The sequence below is a fragment of the Amycolatopsis sp. genome (genome assembly GCF_025464955.1).
GTDB lineage: Bacteria > Actinomycetota > Actinomycetes > Mycobacteriales > Pseudonocardiaceae > Amycolatopsis.
In genome coordinates this window covers 1-12,915 of record NZ_JAODNM010000105.1, presented here as the reverse complement: position 1 = coordinate 12,915, position 12,915 = coordinate 1, and the positions used below count along the sequence as shown (strand labels likewise).

The window sequence follows — 12,915 nt, the reverse complement described above, 5'->3', positions numbered from 1 at the left end:
ATTCCTCAGACCCCGAGGGGAAGTTGCTTCTGCAGGAACTGCGCGAGCGGTTCGACGTGGTTTTCGCGGTCCCACTCGTTTTCGAGGTTCTCGGTGATGTGGTGGGACGCGACGAGTTCGCCGCGCTGGTAGTGCCGGACGATCGGGTGCAGGTAGTGCCCCTCACCGGTGTCGTTCGCGACGTCCTGGCTGGCGCGGCGGACGGTGATGTCGAACGGGTCGACCTTGTCGTGGTCCGGGCCGTAGTCGAGCGTGATGACAAAGGCGTTCTCGGCCTGGGAGAAGTCGCTGTCCGCGAAGTAGCCGACCGGAACTTCTTCGTAGTAGCGCGCGGATTCCTCGTCCACGACGAGCAAGTCGGCGAGGAAACCGAACTGCTGGTAGAGCGCCGAAGTGCGGTTGATGCGCGTGATCACGGAGTCGGTGAGCGCACGTACGTCGGGGGCGACCTCGGTGTGCGGCCAGGTTTTTCCGTGGTAGCGCTCCTCGAGCATCTTGTGTAGTGCCTTGACGCCGTAACGGAAACCGTGAATGAACGCGCTGGTGCACTTCTTGAAGTCGCGGACCTGGGTGATCGTGCCGGCGAAGTAAAGACCGGGAACGTTCACCGATTCCCACGAAGACGTCTGCGCCGGGAAACGGTCGTTGATCGTCAGTTCCGGGCGGCAGGACTCGTCGAAGATCGAGGCGTCGAAACGGAACCCGGTACACAGGATGACGTGGTCGTACCGCAGCTTCTTGATGACCTCGTTCGCACGGGAGAAGCTGTACGTGACGACGTAGCCCTGTTCGTCACGCTCGATCTTCTTGATCGCGCCGTCGAGGATCGCGTGCTGAAGTTTCAGCTGGTAGGTGTCGAGGATGTTGTTGTTCGGCGCACGCAGGTGGCCGACGAAGTGCGTCTTCCACGCCAGCCGCAGCGAGCTCGGGCCGCCGACGTGGACGACGGCGGCCGACGCGATCAGGTTGTCCGCGGTCTCGAACGCCGAGTTCCCCTTGCCCACCACCAGAACTCGCTGGTTCGTGAAGTCGGCAGGGTCGACGGAGACGTCGGCGTAGTCGGTGGCGAGCTCGATGCCGGGGACGTCCGGCGTGTTGGGCTTGGTCACGCCGGTGGCGACGACGAGCTGCCGCGCACGATATTGACCACCATCGCTGTCAGTGACAACGAAGACGTCTTCGCGGCTGATGCGCTCGACGCGGGTGTTGTAGCGGACCTTCAGCGCGTGCTTGGCGGTGAAGTCGGCGAGGTAGCGCACCAGCACCGGGGCGTCCGGCAGGAACTTGTCGGTATACCGGGTGAAGAGCAGGTCGGGGTCGTCCGACAGCAGCGAGTTCCAGTCCATCCGGAGGTTGAGCTCCGGGTCGTCCCAGCCGGTGTGGACCTTGTTGACCGAGATCAGCGTGCGGTGGCGCGGGAAGGTCTCGAAGAAGGTGCCCGGCGCCGAGCCGGCCTCGAGCAGGAGGTAGTCGTGCCCGGCTCGGTCCAGGAAGTACCCCAGTTGCAGCCCGGCCGGTCCGGCCCCGATGACCAGGTAGTCCAGCACGTTTTCAGGGGCGTTTTCCGACAAGATGACCTCCGCGTCCGGCAGCACTCGGATGAGCGCCGTCAGCCTGCCGGGCGAATCTCAGGAATTCCTCAGAGCGGCCGAGAGACTACGGAAAGTCACCATGGGGTCGTGAGCGTTCCGGCCCGCCCGGGTGCGGGTGTCCCGCAGGGCACAGTTACCGGCCGGAACGCTCACGAGTCCTACTTCGAAAGCAGCTTCAAGCCCGCTTCGGGGTACCGCGCACCGGCGATGGCGTCGATCGGGACCGCCTTTTCGATGGCCGCGATGTCGTCGGTGGACAGCGTCAGCGCACCCGCGGCGACGTTCTCCTCGAGGTACTTGCGACGCTTGGTGCCCGGGATCGGCACGACGTCCGCGCCGCGGCTCTGCACCCACGCCAGCGCGAGCTGACCGGCCGTCACACCCTTGGCCGTGGCGACCATCCGGAGCGCCTCGACGATCTCGAGATTGCGGTCCAGGTTGTCACCCGACATCCGCGGCTGGGTGCTCTGGCGGAAGTCGCCTTCCTGGAAGTCCTCTTTGGACTGGAACCGGCCGGTCAGGAACCCGCGCCCGAGCGGTGAATACGGCACGATGCCGATCCCCAGCTCCCGGCAGGTCGGTACGACCTCGTCCTCGATGTCCCGCGACCACAGGCTCCATTCGGTCTGGACGGCCGTGATCGGGTGCACGGCGTGCGCTCGGCGGATCGTTTCGGGGCCCGCTTCGGACAGCCCGAGGTAACGCACCTTACCGGCCTTGACCAGCGCGGCCATCGCCTCGACGGTCTCTTCGATCGGGGTGTTCAGATCGACCCGGTGCTGGTAGTACAGGTCGATGTGGTCGAGACCGAGCCTGCGGAGTGAGCTCTCCGCCTGCTGCGCGACGAACTCGGCGTCACCCCGCACGCCCCGCGCACCCGGGTTTTCGGGGTCGCGGACGAACCCGAACTTGGTCGCGAGGACAACCTGGTCGCGGCGGTCGGCGATCGCGCGGCCGACAAGCTCCTCGTTGGTCCCGAAGCCGTACATGTCCGCTGTGTCCAGGAGCGTGACACCGAGTTCGAGCGCCCGGTGGATCGTGGCTGTCGACTCGACGTCGTCGACCTGCCCGTAGAACTCGCTCATCCCCATGCAACCGAGGCCCTGCGCGCTTACCTCCAGCTCACCCAGCTTGCGCTTGGGCAGCGTTGACTCGCTCACCAGCTTCTTCTTCCTCTTGGAATGTCTACTTACCGGCGGCGCGAGCGAGGTGCTCCGGGTAACGACCACCCGCGACCTTGTCGGCCGACGCTACCTCTTCGATCTTCGCGATGTCCTCTTTGGACAGTTCAATCCCGACGGACGCCCAGTTCTCCTCAAGGTACTTGCGCCGCTTGGTACCCGGGATCGCCACGACGTCGTCGCCCTGGTGCTGTACCCAAGCCAGCGCCAGCTGTCCCGCGGTGACGCCCTTTTCCTCCGCCAGCGCGCGCAGTGCGGCGACGATCGCGAAGTTCTTCTCCAGGTTCCCGTCGGCGAACCGCGGCAGGTTGCGGCGCATGTCGTCGGCGGGCAGGTCGTCGGCCGAGGTGACGCTGCCGGTCAGGAAACCGCGTCCCAGCGGGGAAAACGGCACCACTCCGATCCCGAGTTCGCGGACGGTCGGCAGGACCTCGTCCTCGATACCGCGCGTCCACAGCGACCACTCGCTCTGCAGCGCGGTCACCGGGAATACGGCGTGCGCACGGCGGATGGACGCCGCGCTGGCTTCGGAAATGCCCGCGTACCGGATCTTTCCGGCCTCGGCGAGTTCGGCCAGCGCACCCCAGGTCTCCTCGACGGGCGTGTTCGGGTCGACGCGGTGCTGGTAGTAGAGGTCGATGTGATCGACGCCCAGCCTGCTCAACGACTCGTCGCAGCACTGCTTGACGTACGCGGCGTCGCCACGAGCGTCCATTCCACTGTCGGTCCACACGATGCCGAACTTCGTCGCCAGGGTCACCTGGTCGCGCTTGCCCGCGATCGCCCGGCCGACGAGCTCCTCGTTGCTGCCCGAACCGTAGACGTTCGCGGTGTCCAGCAGGGTGACGCCGATTTCGAGGGCGCGGTGGACGGTCGCGATCGACTCTTCGTCGTTGTCGCGCACGCCGTAGGCCTGGCTCATCCCCATGCAGCCGAGGCCCTGTGCACTGACTTCCAATTCGCCCAGCTTGCGGGTGGTGTTCACGCTGAAATTTCCTCCACACTCGGGTTCGTGCCGATCAAGTTGCGTTCGATCTGCTCGTAGTTGGTGATCTTGTAGTCGAGGATTGCCATACACGACTGGAGTTCGGCGATCCGCTCGGCGACTGCCCGGCGCTGCTCGACCAGGATGGCGCGGCGCCGGCCGCTGCTCGCGTTGCCGTGACGTCGCAACGAGGCGTACTCGCGCATGCTCTTGATCGGCATACCGGTGGTGCGCAGTTTGGTGAGGAATTCGAGCCAGGTCAGGTCCGCGTCCGAGTAGGCACGGCGGCCGCCGGCGTCCCTGGCGGGTGGATCCACCAGGCTGATGCGCTCGTAGTAGCGAAGGGTGTCGATCGACAGCCCGCTGCGTCGCGCCGCTTCCGCGATCGAGTAGCTCATGGATTCGACCCTACGACCTGGAGTGCACTCCAGGTCAAATCCTGCGGTCCATCCGCTGGACGTCCCGGCTGACCTCGTAGAAGTTGACGGCGTCCTTGAAGTGGTCCGCGACCGGCTCGAACTTGTCACCTGGCCACGTCGGCACGTCGAAGTCCTCCGGGTCCGACGGCGGTGCGATCCTCGGCTTCCTCTCCGCCCACCGCTAGGGCTAGCGAGGGCCGTACTGGCGGTCGCCGGCGTCGCCGAGGCCGGGCACGATGTAGCCCGAGTCGTTGAGGCGCTCGTCGATGCTGGCGGTGACGACGCGGAGCGGGAGGCCGGTCTTCTCCAGGTGGGCAAGGCCTTCGGGCGCGGCCAGTGCGCAGATGGCGGTGACGTCGGTGGCGCCGCGGTCGGTCAGCAGGCGGATCGTGTACTCCATCGAACCGCCCGTGGCCAGCATCGGGTCCAGGACGAACACCGGCCGGCCGGCGAGCGATTCGGGCAGCGATTCGAGGTACGGGATCGGCTGGAGTGTCTCCTCGTCGCGCGCGAGGCCGACGAAACCCATCTGCGCGTCCGGGATCAGCTTGTGTGCCTCGTCGGCCATGCCGAGCCCAGCGCGCAGGACGGGCACCAGCAGCGGCGGGCTGGCCAGGACGTAACCCTCAGTGCGCGCAACCGGCGTGTGGATACGCTCGGTGATCACCGGCAGGTCGCGCGTGGCTTCGTAGACGAGCATGACGGTCAGTTCGTGCAGTGCGGCGCGGAAGGCCGCACTGTCCGTGCGCGCGTCGCGCATGGTCGAAAGCCTGGCCTTGGCCAGCGGATGGTCAACGACGTGCACGTCCATGCGCGACACGTTAGCGGTAGCAGCCGCGGTATGGCTCGTGAGTGGCAAGACCGGTTCTAACCGGCCGGAACACTCACTAGTCCCTACCAGGCGGCGGGGGCGTAGTCCTTCATGAAGCAGCCGTAGATGTCTTCGCCGAGCTCGCCGCGGACGATCGGGTCGTAGACGCGCGCGGCGCCGTCGACGAGGTCGAGCGGGGCGTGGAAGCCCTCGTCTGCCAGGCGCATCTTCGTCGGATGCGGGCGTTCGTCGGTGATCCAGCCGGTGTCGACGCTGGTCATCAGGATGCCGTCGGTTTCCAGCATTTCCTGCGCGCTGGTGCGCGTCAGCATGTTCAGCGCGGCCTTGGCCATGTTCGTGTGCGGGTGCCCCGGCCCCTTGTATCCGCGCCCGAACTGCCCTTCCATCGCGGACACGTTGACGATGTACTTCCGCCGCGCGCTCGACGCGGCCATCGCCGGGCGCAGCCTGCTGACCAGGATGAACGGCGCGGTCATATTGCAGAGCTGCACCTCGAGCAACTCCGTCGCGTCGACCTCGTCGACACGCTGGACCCAGCTGTTCGTGTGGTGCAGGTCGGGCACGAGCCCACCGGCGTCGATGGCCGTCGACGCCGCGATGCGGTCGGGTGACGCGGACTTCGCGGTCAACGCCAGCGCCGTCATCGCCTCGGCGTTGGACGAGTGCGGCCGGACGTCCTCGGACAGCGAGCTGGTCAGCGCCGCCGGGTGGGCGTCGCTGATGTGGTCGAACGTGATCATCTCCGGCAGCGGGCCCGCGGGAAGCGGCGCCGACTCGGCCTCGGCGAGCAGCGCGTACGACCCCGGCGAACGACGGACGGTCTGCGCGGCGTTGTTGATCAGGATGTCCAGCGGCCCCTGCGCGCTCACCGAGTCCGCGAGCCCGACGACCTGCGCCGGGTCGCGCAGGTCGATGCCGACGATCCGCAGCCGGTCCAGCCAGTCCGCGCTGTCCGGCATCGAGGCGAACCGGCGCATCGCATCGTTCGGGAAGCGGGTCGTGATGGTGGTGTGCGCGCCGTCGCGCAGCAGCCGCAACGCGATGTACATACCGATCTTCGCGCGTCCGCCGGTGAGCAGCGCACGACGTCCGGTGAGGTCGGTGCGCGCCTCACGACGTCCGTGGTTCAGCGCGGCGCAGTCCGGGCACAGCTGGTGGTAGAACGCGTCGACCTGGTGATATCGGTTCTTGCAGATGTAGCAGGCACGCGCCTGGATCAGGGTGCCCGCCGACGCGCCCTCGACGTTCGACACCAGCGGGATGCCCTGGGTCTCATCGTCGATGCGCTGCGGCGAACCCGTCGCGGTCGCCTCGGTGACCTCGCGGTCGGCCGTCACCACGGCGTCACGCCGGTTCGCGCGCCGGCGGAGCTTGACGGACTTGAAGATCTTCGCCGTCGCACGCCGCACACGCACCGCGTCGGGGTGTTCGGTGGGCAGCTCGTCGATCTGCGCGAGGACCCGCAGGCAGACGTCGAGCTCAGCGGGGTCGATACCAGCTGACTCCGTCTGGGAGGCCGTGCTCATCGTCATTTCACCCATTTTAGGTCGTCGCTGTTCGGCGGTTCATTTCGCTCACGGACCAGGCCTCCGACCACTAAGATGCCGTCCGTGACAGACCAGCCCGAATCCCAGCCCGCGCCACTCGGCCGTGACCAGATGCGGGCGTCCGACGTCGACCGCGAGCAGGTGGCGCAGATCCTGCACCGCGCGCTGTCGGAGGGCCGGATCACGATGGACGAGCTTGAAGAGCGGCTGACCACGGTGTATGCCGCGAAGACCCTCGGCGAGCTCAAACCGGTCACCGCGGACCTCCCGGTCCCCGAAGGCGGGCCGTCGAGCGCCGCGTTGGCGCCCTCGCAGACCAGGGCGCTGGGGCTGCCGGACGACCGCATCGGCGGCCACCCCGGCTCGATGACCTCGATCGGCATCATGTCCGGCGCGGTACGAAAGGGCAGCTGGGTCCTGCCTCCGCAGCACAACACGCTGGCCTTCTGGGGCGGCGCCGAGATCGACCTCCGCTATGCGCGGTTCGCCGAGAAGCAGTCGACGATCACCGCGATCGCGATCATGGGCGGGATCGAAATCATCGTTCCCGACGACATCAACGTCGAAGTCACCGGTTTCGGCTTCATGGGCGCCTTCGTGCAGGAGGACAAGAGCGGCGCGCCACCGGCACCCGCCACCGCACCGACCGTGCGCATCACCGGACTGGCCTTCTGGGGCGGCGTCAACGTCGTCCGCAAGGCGCGCAATCCCGCGAAAGGGCAACTCGAAAGCTGAGCCTCGGGTTTCGATCACCAACTTCGCACTTTTGCGCTTTTGTGGGGTCTCTTAGTTTCTAAGAGACCGCAACTCGACGGCGAGTTGCGGTGATGGCGGGGCTTCGCCCGCCAACTAGTCTCGTACCCATGACAGCTACCACCAGCCCGTCACCGGCGACGGCCACCCCGTCGCCGCTGGCGGACGCGACTCGCGACGAGGCGAGCCTGCGGCGGTTCCTGCAGGGCCTGCCCGGCGTCGACCAGGTCGGCGTCGAGCAGCGGGCGGCCGGACTAGCCACGCGCAGCATCAAGAAGGCCGCCAAGCTCTGGGCGATCGACACCGCCATCTCGATGGTCGACCTGACCACGCTCGAGGGCGCCGACACCCACGGCAAGGTCCGCTCGCTCGCGGCGAAGGCCAAGCGGCCCGATCCCGATAACCCGGACACTCCGCACGTCGCGGCCGTGTGCGTGTATCCGGACATGGTGCCGATCGCGGTCGAGGCGCTCGCCGGGGCGTCCATCGGCATTGCCAGCGTCGCGACGGGCTTCCCGTCCGGCCGCACGAGCCGCGAGATCAAGCTCGCCGACGTCAAGCTGGCCATCGACGCCGGCGCGACCGAGGTCGACATGGTGATCGACCGCGGCGCGTTCCTCGAAGGCCGCTACGGGCAGGTGTTCGAGGAGATCCAGGCCATCAAGGCCGCCTGCGGGGACACCCACCTCAAGGTCATCCTCGAAACCGGCGAGCTCGCGACGTACGACAACGTGCGCCGCGCGTCCTGGCTCGCACTGCTGGCCGGTGGGGACTTCATCAAGACATCGACGGGCAAGGTGTCCCCCGCCGCGACGCTGCCCGTCACACACGTGATGCTGCAGGCCGTGCGCGACTGGCACGACACGACCGGTGAGCTGCGCGGAGTCAAGCCCGCGGGCGGGATCCGGACCACCAAGGACGCCATCAAGTACCTGGTCGCGGTGCACGAGGTCGCCGGCGAGGCGTGGCTCACCCCGCACCTGTTCCGTTTCGGCGCGTCCAGCCTGCTCAACGACCTGCTGCAGCAACGCCGCACCCAGGCCGACGGCCACTACAGCGGCCCCGACTACGTCACGGTGGACTGATGCCTGTTTTCGACTACGCGCCCGCGCCCGAATCCCGGGCCATCGCGAATCTCAAGCCGGTCTACCGGCCGTTCATCAACGGCGAGTTCGTCGACGGCTCGGGTGAGCCGCTCAAGACGATCAACCCGGCCACCGAAGAGGTCCTCGCCGAGGTCGGCACAGCGTCGGCGTCCGATGTGGACACTGCGGTCAAGGCCGCGCGCAAGGCATACGACAAGACGTGGAGCACGATGGGCGGCGCCGAGCGCGCCAAGTACCTGTTCCGCATCGCGCGCCTGATCCAGGAGCGCTCGCGCGAGCTGGCTGTGCTGGAAAGCCTCGACAACGGCAAGCCCATCAAGGAATCCCGCGATTCCGACGTGCCGACGGCCGCCGCGCACTTCTTCTACCACGCGGGCTGGGCGGACAAGCTGGACTACGCGGGCTACGGCCCGGATCCGAAGCCGCTGGGCGTCGCCGGCCAGATCATCCCGTGGAACTTCCCGCTGTTGATGCTGGCATGGAAGATCGCGCCGGCGCTCGCCACCGGCAACACCGTGGTGCTCAAGCCCGCTGAGACCACGCCGCTCACCGCGCTGGTCTTCGCCGAGATCTGCCAGCAAGCGGAACTTCCGCCGGGCGTGGTCAACATCCTGCCGGGTGCCGGCGATGTCGGCTCCGAACTGGTCAACCACGCTGACATCAACAAGATCGCGTTCACCGGGTCGACCGACGTCGGCAAGCTCATCCAGCGTCAGGTCGCCGGGACGCCAAAACGGCTGACGCTGGAACTGGGCGGCAAAGCGGCGAACATCGTGTTCGAGGACGCGCCGCTGGACCAGGCCATCGAAGGCATCGTCAACGGGATCTTCTTCAACCAGGGTCACGTTTGCTGCGCTGGGTCACGCCTGCTCGTGCAGGAGTCCATTGCGGACGAGGTGATGGAAAAGCTGCGGGCGCGCGTTTCGACGTTGCGGCTCGGCGATCCGCTCGACAAGAACACCGACATCGGCGCGATCAACTCCGCCGAGCAGCTGTCGAAGATCAAGGGCCTGGTCGCTTCGGGCGACAGCGAAGGCGCGCAGCGCTGGACGAGCCCGTGTGCCTTGCCGGACAAGGGTTTCTTCTTCGCGCCGACCGTGTTCTCCGAGGTCCAGCAGTCGATGAAGATCGCCCGCGAGGAGATTTTCGGGCCGGTGCTTTCGGTGCTGACCTTCCGCACGCCCGAGGAGGCGGTGGCCAAGGCGAACAACACGCCGTATGGGCTGTCCGCCGGAATCTGGACCGAGAAGGGCTCGCGCATCCTGTGGATGGCGAACCAGCTGCGGGCCGGCGTCGTCTGGGCCAACACGTTCAACCGCTTCGATCCCGCCGCGCCGTTCGGCGGTTACCAGGAATCGGGCTTCGGTCGCGAAGGCGGCCGCACCGGGCTGGAGGCTTACCTCAGTGTCTAATCCAAAGCAGTCTGAGCGTATCTCGGTAGCAAAGACGTACAAGCTCTACATCGCCGGCAAGTTCCCGCGCTCGGAGTCCGGCCGGGTGTACCCGGTCAACGACAGCAAGGGAAAGTTCCTCGCGAACGCCGCCCACGCGTCGCGCAAGGACGTCCGGGACTCGGTTGTCGCCGCACGCAAGGCTTTCGGTGGCTGGTCGTCGGCGACGGCGTACAACCGCGGGCAGGTGCTGTATCGCGTGGCGGAGATGCTGGAAGGACGGCGCGAGCAGTTCATCGCCGAGGTTTCGGCGTCGGAGGGTTTGACGGACAAGAAGACTGAGTCCCTTGTGGACGCGGCGATCGACCGCTGGGTCTGGTACGCCGGCTGGACGGACAAGATCGCGACCGTCCTCGGCGCGGCGAACCCGGTGTCGGGGCCGTACTTCTCTTTCACCGTCCCGGAACCGACCGGCGTCGTCGGCATCCTCGCGCCGCAGAAGTCCTCACTGCTCGGCCTGGTGAGCTGCCTCGCGCCGGTGCTGGCCACCGGCTGCACGGCCGTTGTCGTCAGCAGCGCGAACCGGCCGCTTCCCGCGATCACGCTGTCCGAAGTGCTCGCGACGTCCGATCTGCCGGGCGGGGTGGCCAACATCCTCACCGGGCAGGCTTCGGAACTCGGCGTCTGGCTCGCTTCGCACGGTGACGTCAACGCGCTGGACCCGACCGGCGCCGACGTCGACGCCCGCACTGAACTCGCGCGGGAAGCGGCGAACACCGTCAAGCGCGTCCTCACCGTGCCTGCCGAGGAACCCGATTGGACCGCCCGCCCGGACATGTCCCGCCTACGCCGCTACCTCGAAGCGAAAACCGTCTGGCATCCGCTAGGGATGTAGCGCGGCGAAAGACCCCTCAAGGCCACGACACGACGGCCCTCGCAGTGCGCCTTACCTGAACTCACCGGTAGGTTTTGGTGGTGATCTTGGCCGGGTTTGTTGATCTTGGTGGTGGGTGTGGGCGTGCTGGATCACGCTGGCTGGTCCAGCATGTCCACGTCAGGTTCTCCGGTCGTTAGGGCAGGGGGTTGGTTCACTGGGGTGGTTGTGCGATGGCGGTGACCAGGCTGAGGTAGGCCGTTGCCTGGTGCCAGTGCTGGGCCAGGTGTAGTTCGACGGTGTCGGGTGTGAGGTGCTCGATGCGGCCGGGGATCTCGATGAGATGGCGGCGGATGGTGGGGGTTTTTGCGCGGGCGTGGAAGGCGGAGGCGAGGTGCCCGGCAGCGCGGAGCAGGTTGTAGGTGAGAGCGGCGAGGGTGAGCCAGGCGGCCTTGGCGGCGAAGCGGCCGGAGGGGAAGTGCGCGAGCGCGGAGTTGGGCGGGAGGATTCTGCTCGCACCCTCGCCGGCTGACGGCGCTAGGGCGGTTTCGCTTTCAGGTCCGGTCTACTACAGCAAGGACCGGGGCGGACTGGGAGTCCGTAGCAGTGAATCTTGAGCCTGTCTCTTTGTGTTGGTGGCTGCGTTTTCGTGAGCGGCGAGGGGAACTTTCCTTGCGGTGAAAGCACGGATAACGCCGTTCGCACTTCGGCAATCACGGTACGCGACTGCGCTCGTTTGTCTGGTGTATGCGTGAGTGACGCGGCGAGCAGGTGCAGGAGGCGAACGGGCGTACTTTGTTGCGGTGGCAGCCTTTCCGAATATTCGGTGATTACGTTCCGCGATAGTAGGTATCACCTGAACGTGTTCCGAATGTACGTTCGATCCGTAGTAGAATAAAGGAGTGCCCAGCGTACCGATCACCCTCCCCAATCCCGCCGATATCCGGCGTGCCGATCCGGCGACGCTGGTCGAGTACGCGCGGGTCATCACCCGGGAAATGAACCGGTACACCGCGCTGCTGGGTCTGGTGGTCACCAAGACCGAGACTGATGGCATCAAGGCGACTCATCAGTACAACTCTGCGGTGCAGTGGCTGATGCATACGACGGGGATGGCCGAGCCCGCGGCACGCCAGATCGTGGTCCGTGCCCGCGGCACCAACTCCTTGTACACCATCGACGGGACAGAGATCCCCGCAGTCGCGCCCCTGACCGGTCTCGCGGCACTGGCCGGTGCCCTCACACCCGCGCATGTGGACGTGATCGTGAAGACGATGACGGCCATGCCCGCGACGGTGTCGGACGAAGACCGGGTGGCCGCGGAGAAAATCCTGGTCAACCTCGCCGTTAACGCGTCCCCGGTCGAGGTGAAGAAAGCCGGTGACCGGATCCTGGACACCCTCGACCCGGACGGGCCGGAGCCGAAGGACCCACCGGAGAGACCGGAGCGGGAGTTGTCGTTCCAGGAGCACCGCGACGGCTCCGCGACACTGAAAGGCAAGTTGGACAACGTGGCCTACGCGCAGTTGCGGGCGGCGTTGGATCCGTTGGCGAAGCCGCACTCGACGAAAGAGGGAGGCCGCGACCCCCGCAGTCACTGGGAACGTCACGCCGACGCGCTGGTCGACCTGGTCCGTCTCGCGATGACCGTCGACGAGATCCCGACTCACGGTGGTGACCGTGTCCATGTGGCGATTACCGTGGACTACGAGACGCTGAAGTCCGGGATCGGGACGGCGATGCTCGACTATGGCGGTGTGATCACGGCCGCGGAAGCGCGGATGTTGGCGTGTGACTGCAAGGTGATCCCCGCTGTTCTCGGGACCGAGAGCGAGCAGATGGATTTGGGGCGCTCCAAGAGAATTATCACCACCGGGCAACGGCGACGACTCGTCATGAGAGACCGCGGTTGCGCGTTTCCCGGTTGCAACAAGCACGCTAAACACACCGAGGGTCACCATATCGTGTTTTGGATCCTCGGCGGGCCAACCGACCTGGACAACTTGACCCTCCTATGTGAACGGCACCACCGATTAATTCATTGTGGTGGTTGGGAGGTGCGGATGGGTGGTGACGGGAGACCGGACTTCATCCCGCCCGCTTATCTCGATCCGCTTCGAAGACCCAGGCGCAACACCGTTCACCTGTAACAGAATACCGACCCACTCCAGGGCTCGTGAGTGCCGCGACCGGATCACCCGGCCGCGACACTGACGAGCCCTGACTGCATTCCCC

11 protein-coding genes and 1 pseudogene are annotated in these 12,915 nt (G+C 66.5%); 5 read left to right on the top strand and 7 right to left on the bottom strand.

Annotated features, from left to right (window positions below; translation table 11 throughout):
• Nucleotides 1–5: 5 nt before the first annotated feature.
• From JWQ81_RS24505 to JWQ81_RS24480, 6 genes are all read right to left on the bottom strand, one after another.
• Nucleotides 6–1,571 (bottom strand): NAD(P)-binding domain-containing protein, encoded by a 1,566-nt coding sequence (locus tag JWQ81_RS24505; RefSeq protein WP_297544940.1) that lies wholly within the window; start codon nucleotides 1,569–1,571, stop codon nucleotides 6–8.
• Between the two features lie 179 nt (nucleotides 1,572–1,750).
• Nucleotides 1,751–2,752: an aldo/keto reductase gene (locus JWQ81_RS24500; protein ID WP_297544938.1), complete on the bottom strand. Its 1,002-nt coding sequence runs from the start codon at nucleotides 2,750–2,752 to the stop codon at nucleotides 1,751–1,753.
• A 25-nt stretch (nucleotides 2,753–2,777) separates the two neighbouring features.
• The gene (locus tag JWQ81_RS24495) at nucleotides 2,778–3,758 is read right to left on the bottom strand and encodes an aldo/keto reductase (RefSeq protein WP_297544936.1); all 981 of its coding nucleotides are present in this window, start codon (nucleotides 3,756–3,758) and stop codon (nucleotides 2,778–2,780) included.
• Nucleotides 3,755–4,156, bottom strand: a complete 402-nt coding sequence (locus JWQ81_RS24490; RefSeq protein ID WP_297544934.1) for a MerR family transcriptional regulator — start codon at nucleotides 4,154–4,156, stop codon at nucleotides 3,755–3,757. The genes JWQ81_RS24495 and JWQ81_RS24490 overlap by 4 nt, the downstream gene beginning before the upstream one ends.
• A gap of 208 nt (nucleotides 4,157–4,364) precedes the next feature.
• Nucleotides 4,365–4,988, bottom strand: a complete 624-nt coding sequence (gene upp / locus JWQ81_RS24485) for a uracil phosphoribosyltransferase (protein WP_297544932.1) — start codon at nucleotides 4,986–4,988, stop codon at nucleotides 4,365–4,367.
• Nucleotides 4,989–5,071: 83 nt separating this feature from the next.
• Nucleotides 5,072–6,541 (bottom strand): SDR family oxidoreductase, encoded by a 1,470-nt coding sequence (locus JWQ81_RS24480; protein ID WP_297544930.1) that lies wholly within the window; start codon nucleotides 6,539–6,541, stop codon nucleotides 5,072–5,074.
• A 126-nt stretch (nucleotides 6,542–6,667) separates the two neighbouring features.
• Between JWQ81_RS24480 and JWQ81_RS24475 the strand changes: the two genes are divergently transcribed.
• From JWQ81_RS24475 to JWQ81_RS24460, 4 genes are all read left to right on the top strand, one after another.
• Nucleotides 6,668–7,291 carry a DUF1707 domain-containing protein gene (locus JWQ81_RS24475; RefSeq protein ID WP_297545053.1) on the top strand — a complete coding sequence of 208 codons (624 nt, stop codon included), beginning with the start codon at nucleotides 6,668–6,670 and terminating at the stop codon, nucleotides 7,289–7,291.
• Between the two features lie 128 nt (nucleotides 7,292–7,419).
• Entirely contained in the window at nucleotides 7,420–8,394 is a 975-nt protein-coding gene (gene deoC, locus JWQ81_RS24470; protein WP_297544928.1) for a deoxyribose-phosphate aldolase, read from the top strand.
• Complete coding sequence (locus JWQ81_RS24465; RefSeq protein WP_297544926.1) at nucleotides 8,394–9,827, top strand: aldehyde dehydrogenase family protein; 1,434 nt, start codon at nucleotides 8,394–8,396, stop codon at nucleotides 9,825–9,827. Before deoC ends, JWQ81_RS24465 begins: the two co-directional genes overlap by 1 nt.
• Nucleotides 9,820–10,701 carry an aldehyde dehydrogenase family protein gene (locus tag JWQ81_RS24460; protein WP_297544924.1) on the top strand — a complete coding sequence of 294 codons (882 nt, stop codon included), beginning with the start codon at nucleotides 9,820–9,822 and terminating at the stop codon, nucleotides 10,699–10,701. Before JWQ81_RS24465 ends, JWQ81_RS24460 begins: the two co-directional genes overlap by 8 nt.
• Before the next feature lie 298 nt (nucleotides 10,702–10,999).
• Here the strand turns inward: JWQ81_RS24460 and JWQ81_RS24455 are convergent.
• A pseudogene (locus JWQ81_RS24455) lies at nucleotides 11,000–11,176 on the bottom strand (IS1380 family transposase); the annotation flags it as partial.
• A gap of 406 nt (nucleotides 11,177–11,582) precedes the next feature.
• On the opposite strand from JWQ81_RS24455, the gene JWQ81_RS24450 reads away from it, so the two are divergent.
• Nucleotides 11,583–12,830, top strand: a complete 1,248-nt coding sequence (locus JWQ81_RS24450) for an HNH endonuclease signature motif containing protein (RefSeq protein WP_297544922.1) — start codon at nucleotides 11,583–11,585, stop codon at nucleotides 12,828–12,830.
• Nucleotides 12,831–12,915: the final 85 nt, after the last annotated feature.

Coding starts and splice junctions, on each gene's coding strand:
- JWQ81_RS24490 (WP_297544934.1), bottom strand. CDS start 4,156: ATGAGCTACTCGATCGCGGAAGCGGCGCGACGCAGCGGGCTGTCGATC.
- upp (WP_297544932.1), bottom strand. CDS start 4,988: ATGGACGTGCACGTCGTTGACCATCCGCTGGCCAAGGCCAGGCTTTCG.
- JWQ81_RS24480 (WP_297544930.1), bottom strand. CDS start 6,541: ATGACGATGAGCACGGCCTCCCAGACGGAGTCAGCTGGTATCGACCCC.
- JWQ81_RS24475 (WP_297545053.1), top strand. CDS start 6,668: ATGCGGGCGTCCGACGTCGACCGCGAGCAGGTGGCGCAGATCCTGCAC.
- deoC (WP_297544928.1), top strand. CDS start 7,420: ATGACAGCTACCACCAGCCCGTCACCGGCGACGGCCACCCCGTCGCCG.
- JWQ81_RS24465 (WP_297544926.1), top strand. CDS start 8,394: ATGCCTGTTTTCGACTACGCGCCCGCGCCCGAATCCCGGGCCATCGCG.